The following is an 18783-nucleotide window of genomic DNA, read 5'->3' as shown; positions in this document are numbered from 1 at the left end:
AGGAATGCCTTTTTGTCATTTAGCTAACTAACACCAATCCTGGCATCGATCTGCAAGTGATTGCAATTCATTAAATAAAACGCCAGCATGGTAGCCGTCACACACGGCGTGATGTAACTGAACGGATAAGGGAAGATAGACGTTATCGTTTTGTTGAACATATTTTCCCATCGTGAAGATAGGCAACAAGTAGGTTCCCTCATTGTAAATATTCAGATTAAATCCCGTAAAGTTCACCCATGGAATGCTGGAAACGGGAAATGTATTTGGCTGTTCATTGGGTTTGGCAACAAATTGTTTGTGATCTTTGTAATTCTTCATATCTTCCAGATGTCGATTGTGGAACGTCTCGAAATCTTCATGGAATGCTGTCCAGATTGTTGAGAAACTTTTGTTGTCCTCATGAAAAATCGTATAACTCGGAGACATTTCGTCCCAGTAGCCCAATTTCCCCTCGGCATCAAAACAGGTTCGAAATTCCCTGTGTGCATTGACGACTGTAGAGATCATATGAATAAGAGCGGGATAGAACTTCAATCCTTTAAGCTTGAGTTCGGTGATCAATAGCGTGATATCCAGATTAGCAGTTATGCTGTAGGTACATCTGACCTGATTCAAGTAGTGGTCAAAGTATGGCTTTCGATCCCACTGATCTAACACGATTGAATTAAACATAAGTTATAACCTCCTAAATTTTGAATAATGTCTTCATTTAGGAGGTATATTTGACTGATTTGACCATATCCTATCACATTCCCAGTATCGTATTTTTAGAAATTGACCATCTCAGTATAACATGATAGTGAATGTGTTGCTTATAGCGAAATCCTCTGCAAAGCGCTTTTTCAACCTGCTTCTTTACTTTATAATTAAAGTTGTCTTTATAACGAAGAAGAGAGGGGATTAGATGCGTCAGCCGATAGAAGAACCCATATTTTATTCTTATCCTGGAATGGTAGCGGTGGTGACTTCACGTCATGAGGGAGTTCAGAATGTGATGGCGTCCGGATGGCATACATACATCGGATCATCACCAGGTGTATATGGCATCTCCCTTCGTAAGGAAACATTCTCCTATGAACTCATTGAGAAGAGTGGCGTATTCGGTGTTCATTTCCTGCCAGGTCATCGATCGGAGTGGATTCAAGCTGCAGGAACGTTCAGCGGAAGAGATACGGATAAATTCACAAGATTCGGCATTCCGTATGAGGAAGGGATCAGGGTAAGTGTACCGATTTTGACAGACGCTTATTTTGCTTATGAATGCAAGGTTATGGAGATTACGACATATGGTGACCATGAATGGATTGCAGGGGAAGTGTTGCAGCGATATCAGGATCAGAAGTACTTTCTGGAGAATGGAATGGTTGATCTGGAGAAGTTGCAAATCCCAATGTACACAGGGCGTTCAGCATACCGGATCATGGATGCGAGGACAGAAGAAAAGATTCACCCGTTCCACCTCTAGGGTCCTAGGCAAGAAGAAGCAATTATGAGCAAAACTTTCAATCCGGTCTGACATAGGTTTATAATGGATATTGGCTGCTGAGCAAGTCGGCAGCCTTTTGTTATGAATTCAATTGTTTCAATCGATGTGTGCGTGGGTATGCTGGTTTGCGCAAGCGGGACAGGTAATTTTAGCCACTCGATGAAAAGTACTATATTTAACGACAAAATTAGAGTATGATTTTACAGCTATATGAGCTGGCAGGAAAGGTTACATCGGTTTAATCGTTTGTAACTATTCCTGTAAAGTATGAGGCTTATTTCGGGCGTATAATGCTAAACGTGAACTCACGAATGAATATAAAGAATATTTTAATAATTAAACTTAATGGACAGGCAACTCGTCTTCTTTAAGATTATAGAATTCACACAGAATGTCGCATCATCGGATCGTGCTTCAAACAGAAGCTTTTCTTATGTTGTAAATGAAAGATGGAAGGTGCAATACGTATGTTAATGACAACCAGAACGATCAGGAGTTCCTTTATGCCCCCAACACCGATGTTGTTGACTCACAGTAACAAGGAGGGGCATGCATGTCACAATCGTTAAATCGTAAGAGACATATGAACGGACTTGACGGCTTGCGAGCCATCGCTGTACTTGCGGTAATCGCGTATCATCTGAATTTGGATTTTATTCCGGGCGGACTGCTCGGTGTAGGTATATTCTTTGTTCTCTCGGGATATTTAATTACAGATATTCTCGTGTCACAGTGGCAGGAACATGGACGCATTTCACTCGGTGATTTCTGGGTAAGACGGGTAAGGCGTTTGCTTCCAGGCATGCTGACCATGACAGCTGTGGTGATGATCTGGTTGGCCTGTACAGACCCATCCCGGCTTGCTGCGCTTCGTGGTGATATCGTTTCGGGTGTATTATACATAAGCAATTGGTGGTATATCTTTCACAACGTTTCCTATTTCGAAAGTTTTGGCCCTCCATCACCGTTTGGACATTTCTGGTCGCTGGCTGTGGAAGAGCAATTTTATCTTATATGGCCTCTTCTACTGATCGCAGCAATCGTAGTGTTCAAAAGAAAGGGATGGCTGGTCGTTTTCATTGTCGTCGCAGCTGAATTATCTGCTGGCGCAATGGCCATCATGTATAATCCGGATTTGGACCCGAGCCGTGTATATTATGGAACAGACACGCGGGCATTTGCACTGCTTGCTGGTGCTGCTCTTGCCGTGGTGTGGCCTAGTCGCAAGCTATCGAGCTCTCTGTCTGGCATGAACCGGCTTGTGCTCGATGTGTCGGGACTTGCTGCGCTTGTTTTGTTAATCTACATGATGCTGAACAGCAGTGAATATGATCCGTTTCTGTATCAAGGGGGCATGGTGCTTCAGGCTATTGCAACAACGTTGCTGGTAGCGGTGTTGGCTCACCCATCGTCTTTCCTGGCACGTATCATTGGCGCGAAGCCATTACGCTGGATCGGAGAGCGATCCTACGGCTTATATCTGTGGCATTATCCTGTCATTATGTTAACCAATCCCGCGGTGGATACGGGAGGAACACACCCTGTACGCATCATTTTACAGGTTGCTGCAACGGTTGTACTGGCCTCATTGTCCCTTAAATATATTGAAAATCCGATTCGGTACAATGGATTCCGTGATTCTTGGTCCCGATTATGGGGAAGAGGGCGGTCATCAATAGGTATACGTAACGTATGGTGGAAGCGGGCAGGTCTGTTGATGACGATTCTGCTGTTGTCCTATACGGTATCTCAGATGATGGTCTCACATGCAGCGAACTCCGACTCCCATTCGGTATCGATGTCCAACACATTGAATGGAGAGAATTCCGTAGCGGAGGAACAGGGACAGGATGTGTTACCAGCTATTACAGCAACGTCAGGCTCTGGCGAAAAGAACGATGCTCATACCCATAAACCGGAAGCAGGAACGAAAGATGATCCGGGGAAAAATGAGAAGCCAACAGGAGAGTCTGCTCCAGACTCAAAACCTGACGACCAAGACAATTCAGTCAATGCTGGCAAGGACGGTCAGTCTGAAGATAAGCCGGCTGATGACTCCGTGACGAACGAGAATGATACATCGGATGACGACGGAGCGAATCAATCCGATAATACGGATAATACGGATGATACACCTGATTCATCTCAGGACAATGAAGAAACGGCTCCTCCTGCCCAGGATGGTAAGGTTCATTATACCGTCATTGGAGATTCAGTGATTTTGGATGCAAAACCGTATCTGGAACAAAGTATATCGGGAGTGTATGTGGACGGACATGTCGGTCGTCAGATGTGGCAGGCAGGCGATGTATTGGAAGGTCTGAAGCAAAACAACCAAATGGGCAGCAAAGTGGTGCTGGAGCTCGGGACGAATGGTTCCTTTAACTCCAAAAACTTGAATGCTGTGCTTGATTATCTGAAGGATGAGGATCGGGTATATCTGGTTACTGTGCGCGTACCTCGTCCGTGGGAACGAACGGTGAACAGGGCGTTAAATGAGGCTGCATCCAAATACAGCAATGTCTCGTTGATTGACTGGAACAGTGCAAGTGAGGGACATGACGAATATTTTGAAAAAGATGGCGTACATCTCACTACGCAAGGGTCCGAAGCTTTTGCAGAACTGGTGAAGAACAGTATCCAATAATACGCAATCCATATTTAATACGATTTAGCACTTATTCATTATATATAGCCTGGGTGAAGCTACCGACGGCTGCAACAAGAAAGAGCTCTCATTGTGAGGGCTCTTTTTATATGTTATGAACAATAAGTCAGCAAAGTAAGTTCCAAACAGGGGAACCGATATTTTTCACCCCTGCATCCGTGGATCGTCACCTTACGGTATGATAGCGTTACCATTTACAATAAGTGTATTCAAATCGCCGAGGGGGATTATAGAGATGTTGAAAAAATGGCTTTCGGGTTTCCTGGCAATAACATTGTTCTCCATTATTCTGGCTGGCTGTGCTGGCGGGGACACTTCAGAAGGAGGCAGCGGCAATGACAAAGTAACCGTCACACTCTGGCACAACTGGACCGGACAGGATGCAAAGGCGGTTGCGATGCGCAAAATAATTGAAGATTTTCGCACGGCGCATCCAGATATTGAAGTTGTGGATGAAGGCCTGCCAACAGATGGTCTCAAAACCCGGCTTCGCACGGTGGCAGCTGCTAACGAGATGCCAGATCTGTTCGTGATGTGGCCGGATGCCATGACTAAGGAATTTGTCAAAGGGGATCTGTTACAGCCCATTAATGCAGAGCTGGATGCAAAGCCGGAGTGGAAAGACAACTTTATCCCGAATGCATTGGACGGATACACCGTAGACGGGAATATCTACTCCGTGCCGATGAATCTGGCGCCGAGTTCCTTCATCTATTACAATGAAGCTCTTTTCAAGCAGTACAACGTAAAAGTGCCTGAGACATGGGCGGAACTGGAACAAGCGATTGCTACTTTTAATCAAAATAAAGTCATTCCCATGGCACTTGGCAACAAGGCCAACTGGGTAGCTCAATCAACGATATTCAGTACACTGGCTGATCGGATTACCGGTACGGACTGGTTCCTGAAAGCGGCAGCACAAGATGGTGCAAGTTTTACCGATCCACAATTTATTGAAGCCTTGAACAAGATGCAGGAGCTTGGCAACACCAAGGCATTCCAGGATGGATTCAACAGTATCGATGAGACACAGATGATGCAGCTTTATTTCCAAGGTAAGGCAGCGATGGTCATGAACGGCGGATGGGCCTTGGCTAATCTGGTGAACAATGCACCTGAAGAGGTGTTGAACAACACCCATATTACGATTCTTCCTCCAGTGGACGGAGGTCAGGGTGAACCAAGAACAACATCCGGTGTAGTAGGAACCGGGTTGGGTGTAAGTAAAAAGCTGAGCGGTGCACAAAAAGAGGCAGCGATGGAGCTGTTCTATGCGCTGGCAGGACCTGATGGTCAGAAGGCCACATTGGATAGCAGCACATTGGTGAGTTACAAGATTGATTTGGACAAAACCAAAGCACATCCATTGTTCGTTGAATTATATGATCTGATGCAGGAAGTGAAAATCACGCCAGTATACGATTCCAAGCTGGGATCGGCAACGGTTGAGGTTATTAATAATGCATTGCAAGAGCTGCTAATGGGCGGCAAGGCGGAAGACATCGCAGCCAAAATTCAGGCGGCTCAAGCCAATGCAGTTAGTCAGTAATCATTCGTTAGAACCCCTTCCCGGCAGGGGAGGGGTTTTGAGTCTGGACGAGATAGTCAGTTGCAAGTTGAGAAAGGCATTCATTCAAGGAGAGGAAGTGAACAGATGAACGCACTGCGAAGTCGGCGTTTTATTATGCTGGGGCTGGCCCCGGCAGTCATCATTTATGCATTGTTTGTATTTGTACCGGTCGTATGGTCGGCATACTACGGTTTCTTCAACTGGTCCGGCATTGGCGCATCCAAATATATTGGTATGGATAATTACGTAGAGATCTGGCATGATCCTGTATTTTGGCGGGCACTGAAAAATAACGTTATTTTTGTGTTGGCATCGGTATTTGGACAAATTCCGTTAGCACTGATGTTGGCGGTCATCTTACACAAAAGCAATCCATTACAGCGGTTTCTGCGCTCAGCCGTATTTCTGCCGATGGTGTTATCCACTGTCGTTATCGGTATGATCTGGCAGTATATCTATCATCCGCAGATCGGGATATTGAATTTTCTGCTGGACGCCATGGGGCTGGAAAGTTGGAAGCTGCAATGGCTGTCCGATGACAAGATTGCCATTTTCTCATTGGTACCACCGCTGCTCTGGAGCTTTGTTGGGTTGTATCTGATTATCTTTATCTCGGCACTGCAAAATATTCCCGGCGAGATTCATGATGCTGCCAAAATAGACGGTGCTTCAGGAATCCGGAAGCTGGTATCGGTCTCTTTGCCCATAATCTGGGGTACGGTTCAGGTAGCGATGATTCTATGTATTTCGGGTAGTCTGAAATCATTCGATCTGGTCTACATCATGACCAAGGGTGGTCCGGCACATGCGACGGAACTGCTTGCAACGTATATGTACAATTCAACCTTTACAACATATCGATATGGTTTTGGTAGTGCGATCTCCACAACCATCGTACTGATCTCCCTGCTGCTGATCGGAACAAGCCAGTGGCTAACCAGTCGCAAACGAAAAGAGAATCAATAGAGAGGAGGGGCTATCATGCGCGTGACACCTGTATCCATGCCATCACCACGAAGCAGCACGGGCCATCCGATTCGTCGCTTACGTAGCGGAATTGTTTGGACGCTGCTAACGGTCTATGGTATTTTAACATTGTATCCGTTCTACTGGCTCGTGATTAGTGCATTCAAAACAAATGAAGATTTCTATAGCAGGCCTTTCGGACTGCCGGAAAACTGGAACGTAGCCAATTTTAGCAATGCATGGGAAAGCTCCAAGCTGGGGACCGCTTTTAGCAATTCACTCATTGTATCAGTTGGATCATTAATTCTGACGTTGTTTATTGCAGCGCTGGCTTCATTCATCCTGGCCCGCTTCCAGTTTCGCTGGAAAGGGTTGATCATGACTTTCTTTGTTGTAGGCATGCTCATACCGATCCATAGTACACTTGTTCCTTTATTTATTCTGATGAAACAGATGTCATTGCTGAATACGTACTGGGCATTAATCTTACCGTATACGGCCTTTGCATTACCTACGGCTATTTTCGTGCTTACTGCCTATTTAACAAGTGTTCCACGTGACATTGAAGAGGCGGCTTTTATTGATGGAACAGGCCTGTGGGGGCTGTTTACCCGAATCATGCTGCCGATGTCCGTCCCTGCGTTGTCCACGGTGACGATCCTGAGTTTCCTGCATGCGTGGAATGACTTTTCATTTGCGCTTGTGTTCATCAACAAAACCGGGTTGAAAACGTTACCGCTGGCGATTGCGAACTTTGCGGATGGATATCAGACGGATTACGGATTAACGCTTGCCGCCATGACCCTGTCAGTCATTCCAACCATTATCTTGTATCTTATATTCCAGGAACAGGTTATGAAAGGCATGACCGCAGGAGCTGTCAAAGGGTAAACGAAAGCGCATCCAGAGGAGGAGAAACGTTTGGCACGCTGGCTCACATCTTCATTACAAAGGAAGCTATCCGTCGTTGTGACGGCTTCAATGATTGTGCCTTTGCTGGCCTTGGGCCTGTTCGCCTTTCTGATCTCTTCCCGCATCACAGAGCAAAAAACAAAGCTGTCCGGCATGGATACGCTGAAACAGGTAGAAGCAAATCTTCGTTATATGTTGCAGGATGCCGAGAATCTCTCCATTTTCCTGATTGGAGAACGGGACATCCAGCAGTATCTTAGCCACAATGAAGATCATGAGCTGGACCGGGTGGATATCCTGGGCAGGATGACCAATCTGGCGGCTTCCAAGAAATATATCGCCAACATCGCCATATATCCGGGACGTTTTGATGCTACATTGTCAACCGCTACCTGGTATGAATCCAATGAATCCAATCTTTCGTATCCCTCTGTTCCCAGCGGTGAAGCAGTCAAACAATGGACAGGGGTATACCCCGTGCAGAATTACGCGGGTATTCAAAATGTGATCACATTGGTTCGGCCGATTCGTAGTATCCATGATTATCGACCCATCGGCTGGTTAGCCATTAGTCTGGATGAGAAGGCCATATCCAAGGGTTGGGCAGCTCTGGGATTAGGCAGAGGGCAAGGCAGACTGGAGCTCATCGGCAGTTCTGGAGAGATTCTGTCTTCGATGGACAAATCCCGGCTTGGACTTAAGCTGGAGCAGGCCGAACCAGGAGTCACAACGTTAATTCAGGATGGCGGTAGCGGAACAACCACACATGGCAGTGGTGACGATAAACGGACATTGCTCTATTATCCGGAAGAATTGACGGGGTGGACGTTGGTTGGAACAGTCCCTTATGACCAGTACAAGTCGGAGAATCGGTATATCCTTATTCTAACCGGGTGTGCCGTTGCCATGTCTGCTGTGATCAGTGCTGGCTTGGTCTGGTTTACGGTGCGGCGTGTGACGAGGCCGCTTCGTGTGCTTACCCGGCATCTGTCCCGAATTGATCCGGAACGCCCGCTTCCTTTGTTTCGATCTGAAAGTGATGACGAGATTGGCAGGCTTGGGGAGAGTTACAATCTGCTCGGTGCACATATTCAGTTATTGAAGGAAGAGGTTATTCGAGGTGAGGCTCGCAAAAAAGAAGCGGATCTTCGGGTGCTTCAGGCGCAGATTAACCCGCACTTTCTGTATAACACGCTCTCTTCAATTCATTGGATTGCCTTGATGTCTGAAGAGAAGCGGATCGCGGATATGGTTGAGGGCTTGAGTGACTTTCTACGCATCAGTTTAAACAATGGTCAGGATTATTGCCTTGTGGAACAGGAGATTGCTCATATTCGCCATTATGTGCGTGTGCAGTCGATTCGTTTCCCTGATCAATTTGTTTTGCATTATATCGTAGATCCAGCGCTTGAGAAGCGAATGATGCTGAAGCTATTGCTGCAACCGCTTGCTGAGAACGCCATGATTCATGGCATTCAGCCCAAGGCAGGCGTGGGCACCATCACCATAATGGTTCGCAAGGACCCGGATAATGAACGGATGAATGTGCTCGTGCTGGATGATGGTGTCGGCATGGAGTCGGACAGACTGGAGCAATTAAGGATAAGCATTAGGGAATGGAAGGGAAAACAGCCGGAAAAACAGCTAAACCAAGGCGGTTATGGGCTCTGCAATGTGAATGAGAGGTTGCTGCTCCATTATGGAGCGGATGCACAGCTTGAAGTAGACAGCAGGGTTGGGGGAGGTACTCGGATTTCGTTTTCCATTCCAATCTTGGAGGGTTCGCCATGAGACTATTAATTGTTGATGATGAAGTGATTATCCGTACAGGGCTTGCCAGCGTTATCGCTTGGCATGAACTCGGAATTGAACTTCTTCAACCTGCTGCTTCGGCAGAGGAGGCGTTAACACGCATGGCTGAGGAACGTCCGCATATCCTGATGACGGATATTCGGATGACAGGTAGATCAGGGCTGGAACTGGCAGAAGAGGGCCTGCGATTGCTACCTGAGCTGGAGGTCATTATTTTGTCCGGATACGATGACTTTTCTTATGCGCAACAGGCGATTCGCCAAGGCGTTACAGATTATCTGCTCAAAACAAGCAAGCCGGAAGAGATCATCAAAACCGTATTACAGGCCAAACAGCGCATCACGGAACGTTGGGCAGAGAAGTCCAGAGAGGGCCAGCTTATGCGGGAGAATCGGGAGCGGTTATTTGCTGGATGGATCATTGATGGTGACACCGCTTCGGGCCATTTTCCCTCATTCTTGCGATCTGATGCTGGAAAAGAGGCAGGGGTTGGTGGCCTTGATGATGAACAGCTTCTCAGACAAGTCATTATTCTTCGAGCAGAGGGTTGGGATCGATCCTCGGATGCGCTATTACGATTTGCGGTGCAGAATACCCTGGAGGATATGTTACCTGGTGCCATTGCTCATGTAGAGAAACAGCAAATTATTTGTGTAGTTTCATGGCCGCTTGTGGAACATGAAACTACGTTCAGGCTGGAGAGTGCATTACGTCGGGTGGAGCAATTACTGAAGTGCACCCTGCGCGTAGCGGTGGGTCTGCCTGTGCGTGGATATGCAGATCTGCACGAAAGCTACAGTACTGCCTCAGCTGCATTCCGATATCGGGGTTTGATGGATTATAAAGTATGGCATTATGAGCACATTCAGGATCGTCAAGGTGGCAAAACCGTACTTACGCACGAAGAGGAGACCACACTTGGTACATTATTGCTGGATAATGATTCAGTCACGTTAACGACATGGACGCGAGAACTTGTGGCTAATTTGATTACAGAACCAGAGGTCACACCAGAATCTCTCAGTGCTTGTCTGCACTCCGCCGTTATTGCAGGTCATCGCTGGCTGACTCGCACAATGCGAGCCACAGGGCGTGAAGAACCCGCAAGGCTCGAGCCCTGGTTGCCGGAACCGGATGCCGAAGCTGCGGAGCTCGGGGATATGCTGTTCCATCATCTGTATGGTCTGATGCATGTCTATCATAGCCGAATGGGTCAGGGACAGGCTGCCCATGTGCAGAAGGCTATCGGTTATATTGAATCTTCATTGGTGCAGGATATTAATCTGCAGCAGGTAGCTGGACATGTTCATTTGCATCCGGGTCATCTCAGTGAGCTGTTTAAAAAAGAAATGGGTGTGACCTTCGGAGATTTTGTCACCGATATGCGTATACGAAGAGCGATGGATATGCTCGCGGTGTCTCCAGCGAAGGTCAGTGAAGTAGCTGCCATCAGCGGCTACGAGGACGTGAAATATTTTAGCAGACTGTTCAAAAAACATACCGGCAAAACCCCGAGTGAATATCGCGAAGAGGCGTTGTCGTTCAAGCCTTCGGGAAGTTAGAAATGAGCAGATTAGGAAACATGTCTTGCCTTTCTGCAAACGTTTTCGATATGGTATTACTCAGGGTTATTGGAGAGTGAGGGCATACTGATGAAGACCTATAGTTCAAGTCAGGATTTATCGGGACAATGGAAGATACAGCATTTTGAAGTTGGAGAGAAGCGGGCAATGGATGTGGCAGCTGCTGCACTGGATGACCGTTTCTGGATCGGGGCTGAAGTGCCTGGCGATGTACATGCTGCATTGGTTGAGCGTAGTATCATTGATCCGCCCTATTATGGACATAATGATGCCAAAAGTCGCTGGATTGAGCAAAAGGAATGGTGGTACCGCACAACCTTCAATCTGGTGAGAGATACAGAGATCGAGGAGCACTTTGAATTGGTGTTCGAAGGATTGGATACGTTTGCAACGATATATGTCAACGGCCATGAGGTCGGGAAAACGGCCAATATGCTTATGTCACATACGTTTAATGTAACGTCACTGGTACGGAGCGGCTGGAATGCGATTGCTGTCAAGTTTGATCCGCTTCACCTGCATCACCGGGACAAAGAAACCTTCGATTGGTCCTCGTATACGAAGGAACGGCCATGGTTGCGCAAAGCAGCGATGAACTTTGGCTGGGACTGGGGGCCACGCATGGTTACGGTGGGGATCTGGGGTGCTGTACGGCTGGAAAAACGAACAATCGCCAAGCTGGAAAGTGTGTATGCCCGAACGGAATCAGTCAGTACAGAGCTGGCTGTATTACATGTCACGGCGGATGTGAAGTCGGTCTTGTCTTACCGTAGCAGACAGAAACGTGAGCAGGCTGTGGTTGCGACCTGTAATATTCGTCTGTTGGATCGCAGCGGACACGAAGTGGCATGTGCCACTGAACTACCTCTAGAAGGTGGGAAGGCAGACACCACATTAAACGTTACGTCACCTCAGTTATGGTGGACTCATGATCTGGGTGACCCTTATCTGTACACACTGGAGGTTACATTATACGCCGATGGCGTTGAGGTGGATCGTTATAACGAGCCTTATGGGTTACGAACGATTGAGCTGGCTCTTCACAATGAACAGGGTGAAGATGCATTTACTTTTATTCTGAACGGAGTCAAAGTATACGCCAAGGGTGCCAACTGGATTCCGGCTGATCATCTGATTGGAGCCATCCCAAACTCCCGGTATCGTGAGCTTGTCGAGCTGTCGGTGGAAGGGCATATGAACATGCTGCGTGTCTGGGCTGGTGGTATATATGAGAAGGATGTCTTCTACGATGAGTGTGATCGGCAAGGGGTGCTGGTGTGGCAGGATTTTGCATTCGCGAACGCATTGTTCCCGGATTTCAATCGTGATTTCGTGGATAATGTGCGGCAAGAGGTAGAAAACAATGTCTTGCGCCTGCGTAACCGTGCCTCGCTTGCCATCTGGTGTGGGAATAACGAGATTGACTGGCTCTATGATATGAAGTCGGCGAGTGGAGATATTACCAGTCCGTTCTACGGCGAACAGATATATCATGAGCTAATCCCTGAAGTGCTGGAGCGCTTGGATTTGTCTCGTCCGTACTGGCCTTCTTCGCCGTTCGGGGACAGCAACGGTCAGGATGCGAATGACCCGGATGTGGGGGATCGTCACAACTGGCAGGTATGGCATGGTTCGGTCTATCCAAGGAAGCATGGAGAGCCGCCGTTGCTGGACTACAGTATTGAAGGTGTAACGTTCAAAAATTACAAAAACGATCATGCGTTGTTCAGCAGTGAATTTGGCATGCATGCCTCGGCCAATCGTTACACGCTGGAGAAAAATATGCCTGCAGGGCAGTTTTACTGGGGTAGTCCGGAGATGGCCTATCGTAACAAGGATACCAATCACCAGAAAGGCATTTTGCTAATGGAGGGTTATACAGGGATTCCGCAAAATATAGAGGAATACATGAACTATTCCATGCTGACTCAAGCAGAAGGATTGCGCTATGGAATTGAACATTTCCGACGTATTAATCACCGTAACAGCGGTGCGCTTGTGTGGCAATTGAATGACAGTTGGCCAGGGACAAGCTGGTCCATGATTGATTATGAACTGCTGCCGAAGGCATCTTTTTATTATGGGAAAATATTTTTTCATCCTGTCCTGTTGTCACTGGAGCATGAGCCGGGGGAGCCGCTTGCGTTGTGGGTTGTGAACGATACATGTGACGTCTTGAAGGGGGAGCTTCGACTCAATGTCTATACATTGAATGGAGAGAAGATCTACTCCAGCTCACATGCTGTTGAGGTAACATCCCAATCCTCACGGTGTATTGCTGAATTAACTGAAGTAGAGGTGTTACAGGGCAGACGTGCGGAGGAAGTAATGGTTGAGTTGGTATCTGAAGGGTTTGCGGCACCGAGCAATCGATACTTCTTGCGTGATCCCAAGGATGTGACGTTGCCAGAGTCGCAATTGAGCGTACATGTGAACGAAGAGGAGCAGTCTGTCACGGTTACGGCCAGTGGAGCGATTGCACGATTGGTGAAGCTGGAGCTTCCCCTTGGGCGTGTCCGATTCAGTGACAATTATTTCGATCTGCTCCCTGGTGAGAGTCGAACAGTAAGGCTTCGTCATCCAGAGCAGTCGTCTCTGCCTCTGAAGGAACTTCGAGTTAGTGCCATGAACGGCAGAGAAGGATAAAATAATAAGAATAGACTTCGAATCTTATTCGAGGTTCAAGGTGGTGATCCTGAACAGGGATGCCACCTTTTTTACTTTTGCAGCAGGTGAGATCATGTCGTCGTGTCAAGGTAGTTTTGTCCTTAGTCCACAAGTGGTACTTCCCATCGGGTTCACATCTTGGATCGTTAAGGGTAGAATGATAGAAAGAAATCGTTTTCAAAAGGAGGTGGATTCATGTCATTTGTCTTTTATCCCGAGATGGTCATATTCATTCTGATGTTGATCCTGCTGATTATTGGTATTGTATATATCGTTCGTAAAAGCAAACAAGTATTGCGCCGCTTAAGCAATCTGGAGAAAGCAGTATATGAAAAAGATAACATCTCATCCTATCCGAAGGACGTCGATACTGTACAAGAAACACCCAGAGAAGACACGTTTGCTCCACGCAAACGAAAATGAAGAAGGATACGGAATTACATAAAAAAGATAAACCAACAAGCCAAACAGCCGATTCTTCTCTATGAGGGAGTGATCGGCTGTTTGGGCATATAGGCATTTAATCCGTATTAACTGGGTTTAGAGAAAGGATTCATAACGCTGTTGGAAAGAGGATTCCATCTCCACTTGCCGAGCAAGTTGCTGCTGTACCTTTGCACCGCGAATCGTCTGAAGTTCCTGAAGTTGTGCAGTGGAACGGAATTGATCTGCAGCCATTTGGACAAGTAATTCGGAGAGCACATCCGCATCTTCGAGCGCAGCATTAAGTCCAAACGCACCGGTTGGTGTCATGGTATGAGCGGCATCACCGATGAGTACAACATTGTCCTGTGCCCACGACTTGCAATAGCTGCTTTCAACAGATAACAGAACAAAATCACTCCAGCTCTGGATGTTGGCTGCTACTGAATCAGACAGGCAAGGAAAAGCAGATACAAGTTTATCTACAAAAGGAGCAATCGGCTGCTCTCGCAGCTTGGAGTAAGCCCCCTCGGGAATGTTCCATCCAATCTGAACATAACCGCCGAACTGTGAGAACAGGGCGAGCTGTTGACCATCCATGCTGGCCATTCGAACAGCGGGTTCCCAGCCTACGGGTGCCGGAATGCGCGCCCAGAGCAGATCATACCCGTGCTTGCGAATCTCCGGGGTCATACCGGAATGTTTACGTACAGCAGAGTATCTGCCATCAGCACCCACAATAACAGATGCCTCAATGGAGGCAGGAACGCCGTTCTTCCGAATGTTAATACCCACGACCTGGCCGTTCTTGTCTCGTAACAAACCGGTCATAATCGTATTGAACAGTACTTGTTCATATGAACTGTGCTGCTGAGCATGCGACACGATGGCTTCCAGGAGATGATCTTGGGGTACATGAATACCAACATGAGATTCTCCATAGCCCGGTGATACCGTATGAATAATCTGCCCATTTTCCCAATACTGAATCTGCTCCAAGAGCAGCGCTCCGCGTTGCTGAATGAGGGAATAGAGGTCGTGTTTATTTAAAATGGCTTCGCCGTCCACATTGAGCAACTCCCCGCGAAACGACTTGTGCAGATGGGGCTGCCGCTCAATGAGCATCGTGGAAATTCCTTTTTGATTCAGTAAATAAGAAAGCAAAGCACCGCCAGGTCCAGCGCCGACGATGCAAACATCTGTTTTGAGTTGAGATTGTGTATTCTGATTCATGTGCATAAGTCCCTTGCAGTATAATGGTGATGCTTTATTTACTTTATAACAACAGATTTATTAAAATCATTAAGTAACTAAAAGTAACTTTAGATATAGGTTATTATAAACAATCCCGTTGCCATAATGCAATAGGTGAAAACCAAAATAAAACAAGAGTCTTGCAGTCAACGATAGGGTGTCGGATACAAGCGCATTTTTCACAAACATCATAGTGTAAATATGTTACAATATAAGGTAGGTTATGATGAAAGGCGGAGGAACGTTTATGAGCCCGGATACGGAGCGAAACTCTCAATTGGCAAATGTGGATCAATTGTTGGAGGCCTTCTTCAGATATAAAAATAAAGTATTGGATCAGCAGCAGAAGAACGAAACCAACTGTAAACTGAATCCGACAAAAAGTCATATATTGGGCATGATTTTACGTGAAAAACGCTGCATGGCGGTTGATGTGGCCAGACAACTCAGTTTGTCTTCCGGCGCAACCACCATTGTACTGAATCAACTGGAGACGGAAGGGTTGATCCAGCGGGTGCGCAGTGAAGAAGATCGGAGAATTGTGTGGCTGTCCTTAACGGATGAAGGCGTGCAGCTTGCCAAGACACTTAATGCGAATCGCGGCCGAATGACGTGGGAATTGTTGCAAGCACTTTCCGAAGAGGAGCAACAGCAGATGTTTGGCATGCTGAAGAAAATTGAACTGAAACTGCTGGAGAACATGAAGTCGTTTGAGCAGATCCACCGATAGTCCATATATGACTTGATTCCTTGAATACGTCAGTCCTCATGAGTTCGTCCCTAATTGCGGGGGGATGAACCTTGAAGACTGGCGTTTTTGAGTTGGTTACAAATGAAAGCGAACCACATGATCCGTAAAGCCTTCCTGGATCAAAACTTCTTTTTGTTTGCTGCCCATCAGGTCAAAGTGGGGGAATGGCTGCCGCCGATGAATGTATCGTGGGTTCAGCCCATGATCATTGCACCAACGCTCGAGACGTTCCAGATCTGCACAGCCAACTTTGGTGACACTGGTGATACCGGGGAATCGGTTGTCAATCCAGAAATGAGTGAGGTACGCAATCTCACCACGAGCCACTTGTTCCTTCCACGCAGCGAGCTCCTGTCGTTTAATTCCAAATGCCATAGATGCAAGTTCCTTTCCAAACGGGTATTGTCCTGAGCATATTGTAACATCTTATATACAGAATCCATCAGAAATCTTTCATTCAGACTGGTCTGAGGCCAGTTGAATGGGTATATGAATATGACAACATTTTTATAACAAAGTCTGGATTATGTTAAAATAAACCTATACAACAAAGGTTTCACCACTTCTATAGCGGAAAGGGATTGTCATCATGGAAATATTTATTGCCGTACTTGTCTTACTGGTCCTGATCGGTTTATCCAATATTTTAAACCGGTTTGTACCCTTTATTCCCGTTCCGCTCATTCAAATCGTGCTTGGTGTAGCTATAGCTTTGCTTCCTGCAGGTGTTCATCTGCCGTTGAATCCGGAATTGTTCTTTGTGCTGTTCATCGCACCTTTGTTATACAACGACGGTAAGCGAACACCAAGGAATGAATTATGGAATTTGCGTGCACCTATACTTCTGCTTGCGCTGGGGCTTGTATTCGTGACGGTGGTCGTGGCGGGATATGCCATTCACTGGCTGATTCCTTCGATTCCGTTACCTGCTGCTTTTGCTCTTGCAGCCATACTGTCGCCGACAGACGCTGTTGCCGTTGGCGCCATGGCAGGGCGGGTACATTTGCCCAAAGGCATACATAGGCTTCTTGAAGGTGAAGCATTAATGAATGATGCATCCGGCCTCGTGGCCTTCAAATTCGCGATTGCAGCCACGGTTACAGGTGTGTTTTCCCTGGCGCAGGCAACCTTCAGTTTTATTCTGATTGCGATTGGCGGACTTCTTGTCGGGGCATTGTTATCTTTTCTGTTAATCAGGCTCGGGGTATGGATCCGTAGACTGGGCATGGAAGATGTGACCATTCACATGTTGCTGCAAATCCTGACGCCATTTATCATCTATCTGGTGAGTGAAGAAATTGGAGTATCAGGTATTCTTGCGGTAGTGGCAGGCGGTATTATCCACGCCATTGAGCGTGACCGCGCTGAATCGGTTCAGTTGAAAATGCAGGTGGTATCTGCGAGCACATGGTCAGTCATTTTATTTATACTAAATGGCCTTGTGTTTGTTATTTTGGGTGTACAGGTACCGGATGTGCTGAGTACCATTTTTGAAAATGTTTCGTTTAATAATCTGCAGGTGTTGGGATATGTGTGCTTGATCTCGGTGTTACTGCTGGTTCTGCGCTTCCTCTGGATCTATCTGTTCTGGCAAGGGAATGAATTGCTTCGTACCAAATCCTCTATTGGCAGGCCCAGATTCAAGGATATTACGATCATTTCCCTCTCTGGGGTGCGGGGGGCTGTAACATTGGCGGGTGCGTTCTCCATTCCTTATGTGCTTCAGGATGGATCACCTTTCCCTGAACGGGATCTGATTATTTTCCTGGCGGCAGGGGTTATCCTCTTCTCTCTGATTGCGGCGAGTGTGTTTCTTCCAGTTCTGGCCAAGGACGATGGGAAATCCACAGAAGAAACCCCGCAGAAGTCAGAACGAAAAGCACATGACATTATGCTGAATGCGGCAATACGAGCTGTCAAATCCGAAATGAACGATGAGAACAAAGCTGCGGCTCTCGCGGTCGTCTCAGATCTGTCCAAATACATCAGGCAGGCCGCAGGTCAGCTCACCGCCGGTAAACGCAAAGATATTCAGAAACAAGAAACGGCTATTAACCTGATCGCCACCCGGGCGGAGCGTAAAGAAGTTGAAGTAATGCTGGACGAAAATGCAATTGCTTCTGATGCGGCCTTCAAATGTGATAGCTGGCTGGATCGCAAGGAAATGATGCTGGCGAATCGCGCAAACACTCAGTTCATGACGTCGATCAGCGAGATCGGGCGTGTGTTAGGACATCTGTTCACCAAACGGTCCCAGAAGCCGAATCAACCATTCATGCTTGAAAATGCAGAACTGTTCCGTCAGGTGAAGCTGCGGACCTCCGAAGCGGCAATTAAGGCCATTCGTGCTCATATGAATGATGGGAATCGAGTCGTCGCACTGTCGGTCATTGCCAAGTATGAGCGTGTAATTGCCAAATTGCGCACCTGGAACCAGGGTAAAACGGAAGATCCGTTTAATCAGGAGAAATTGGAGTTGCAGATGGTGGCGATTCAGGAACAGCGCAATACAGTGCAACAACTGTATGAAAACGGCGAAATCACCCGTGATGTGGCTGCGAAACTGCGCCGGTTTATTAACGACGTGGAAGCAACTGCGCTGAAAAATACCTAATCCGATAAATCCGATATTTTAAATATGCTAAATGGTTTGATATAATATGGGACAAGAAAGACGTTACAACTAAA

14 protein-coding genes are annotated in these 18783 nt (G+C 47.0%); 11 read left to right on the top strand and 3 right to left on the bottom strand.

Annotation, left to right across the window (positions count from 1 at the left end; translation table 11 throughout):
* Window positions 1–27 precede the first annotated feature (27 nt).
* Window positions 28–675 carry a type A chloramphenicol O-acetyltransferase gene (gene catA / locus ACE04G_RS29085; RefSeq protein ID WP_076208998.1) on the bottom strand — a complete coding sequence of 216 codons (648 nt, stop codon included), beginning with the start codon at window positions 673–675 and terminating at the stop codon, window positions 28–30.
* Window positions 676–907: 232 nt separating this feature from the next.
* Between catA and ACE04G_RS29080 the strand changes: the two genes are divergently transcribed.
* From ACE04G_RS29080 to ACE04G_RS29040, 9 genes are all read left to right on the top strand, one after another.
* Window positions 908–1468, top strand: a complete 561-nt coding sequence (locus tag ACE04G_RS29080; protein WP_449003889.1) for a flavin reductase family protein — start codon at window positions 908–910, stop codon at window positions 1466–1468.
* A gap of 574 nt (window positions 1469–2042) precedes the next feature.
* A complete protein-coding gene (locus tag ACE04G_RS29075; protein ID WP_449003888.1) occupies window positions 2043–4136 on the top strand; it encodes an acyltransferase family protein in 2094 nt (697 codons plus the stop codon).
* A gap of 256 nt (window positions 4137–4392) precedes the next feature.
* A complete protein-coding gene (locus tag ACE04G_RS29070; protein ID WP_449003887.1) occupies window positions 4393–5706 on the top strand; it encodes an extracellular solute-binding protein in 1314 nt (437 codons plus the stop codon).
* Between the two features lie 105 nt (window positions 5707–5811).
* A complete protein-coding gene (locus ACE04G_RS29065; protein WP_449003886.1) occupies window positions 5812–6693 on the top strand; it encodes a carbohydrate ABC transporter permease in 882 nt (293 codons plus the stop codon).
* Between the two features lie 36 nt (window positions 6694–6729).
* Entirely contained in the window at window positions 6730–7584 is an 855-nt protein-coding gene (locus ACE04G_RS29060) for a carbohydrate ABC transporter permease (RefSeq protein WP_449003953.1), read from the top strand.
* A gap of 30 nt (window positions 7585–7614) precedes the next feature.
* Window positions 7615–9396 (top strand): cache domain-containing sensor histidine kinase, encoded by a 1782-nt coding sequence (locus ACE04G_RS29055; protein WP_449003885.1) that lies wholly within the window; start codon window positions 7615–7617, stop codon window positions 9394–9396.
* Window positions 9393–10979, top strand: a complete 1587-nt coding sequence (locus ACE04G_RS29050) for a helix-turn-helix domain-containing protein (RefSeq protein ID WP_449003884.1) — start codon at window positions 9393–9395, stop codon at window positions 10977–10979. The genes ACE04G_RS29055 and ACE04G_RS29050 overlap by 4 nt, the downstream gene beginning before the upstream one ends.
* Before the next feature lie 90 nt (window positions 10980–11069).
* The gene (locus ACE04G_RS29045; RefSeq protein WP_449003883.1) at window positions 11070–13646 is read left to right on the top strand and encodes a beta-mannosidase; all 2577 of its coding nucleotides are present in this window, start codon (window positions 11070–11072) and stop codon (window positions 13644–13646) included.
* 216 nt (window positions 13647–13862) lie between these two features.
* On the top strand, window positions 13863–14090 hold the full coding sequence (locus ACE04G_RS29040) for a hypothetical protein (protein ID WP_449003882.1): 228 nt from the start codon (window positions 13863–13865) through the stop codon (window positions 14088–14090).
* Between the two features lie 117 nt (window positions 14091–14207).
* Here the strand turns inward: ACE04G_RS29040 and ACE04G_RS29035 are convergent, their stop codons facing one another.
* Window positions 14208–15323: an FAD-dependent monooxygenase gene (locus ACE04G_RS29035; RefSeq protein WP_449003881.1), complete on the bottom strand. Its 1116-nt coding sequence runs from the start codon at window positions 15321–15323 to the stop codon at window positions 14208–14210.
* Window positions 15324–15591: 268 nt separating this feature from the next.
* Here ACE04G_RS29035 and ACE04G_RS29030 point away from each other — a divergent pair, with 268 nt between their 5' ends.
* Complete coding sequence (locus tag ACE04G_RS29030; protein WP_221823428.1) at window positions 15592–16074, top strand: MarR family winged helix-turn-helix transcriptional regulator; 483 nt, start codon at window positions 15592–15594, stop codon at window positions 16072–16074.
* Between the two features lie 96 nt (window positions 16075–16170).
* Here ACE04G_RS29030 and ACE04G_RS29025 read toward each other — a convergent pair whose 3' ends face one another.
* A complete protein-coding gene (locus ACE04G_RS29025; RefSeq protein ID WP_221823430.1) occupies window positions 16171–16470 on the bottom strand; it encodes a hypothetical protein in 300 nt (99 codons plus the stop codon).
* 214 nt (window positions 16471–16684) lie between these two features.
* On the opposite strand from ACE04G_RS29025, the gene ACE04G_RS29020 reads away from it, so the two are divergent.
* A complete protein-coding gene (locus tag ACE04G_RS29020) occupies window positions 16685–18709 on the top strand; it encodes a Na+/H+ antiporter (protein ID WP_221823432.1) in 2025 nt (674 codons plus the stop codon).
* Window positions 18710–18783: the final 74 nt, after the last annotated feature.

The sequence above is a fragment of the Paenibacillus sp. AGC31 genome (assembly GCF_057334655.1).
Note: the sequence above shows the minus strand (reverse complement) of the source record. Positions and strands in the feature narration are given on the sequence as shown.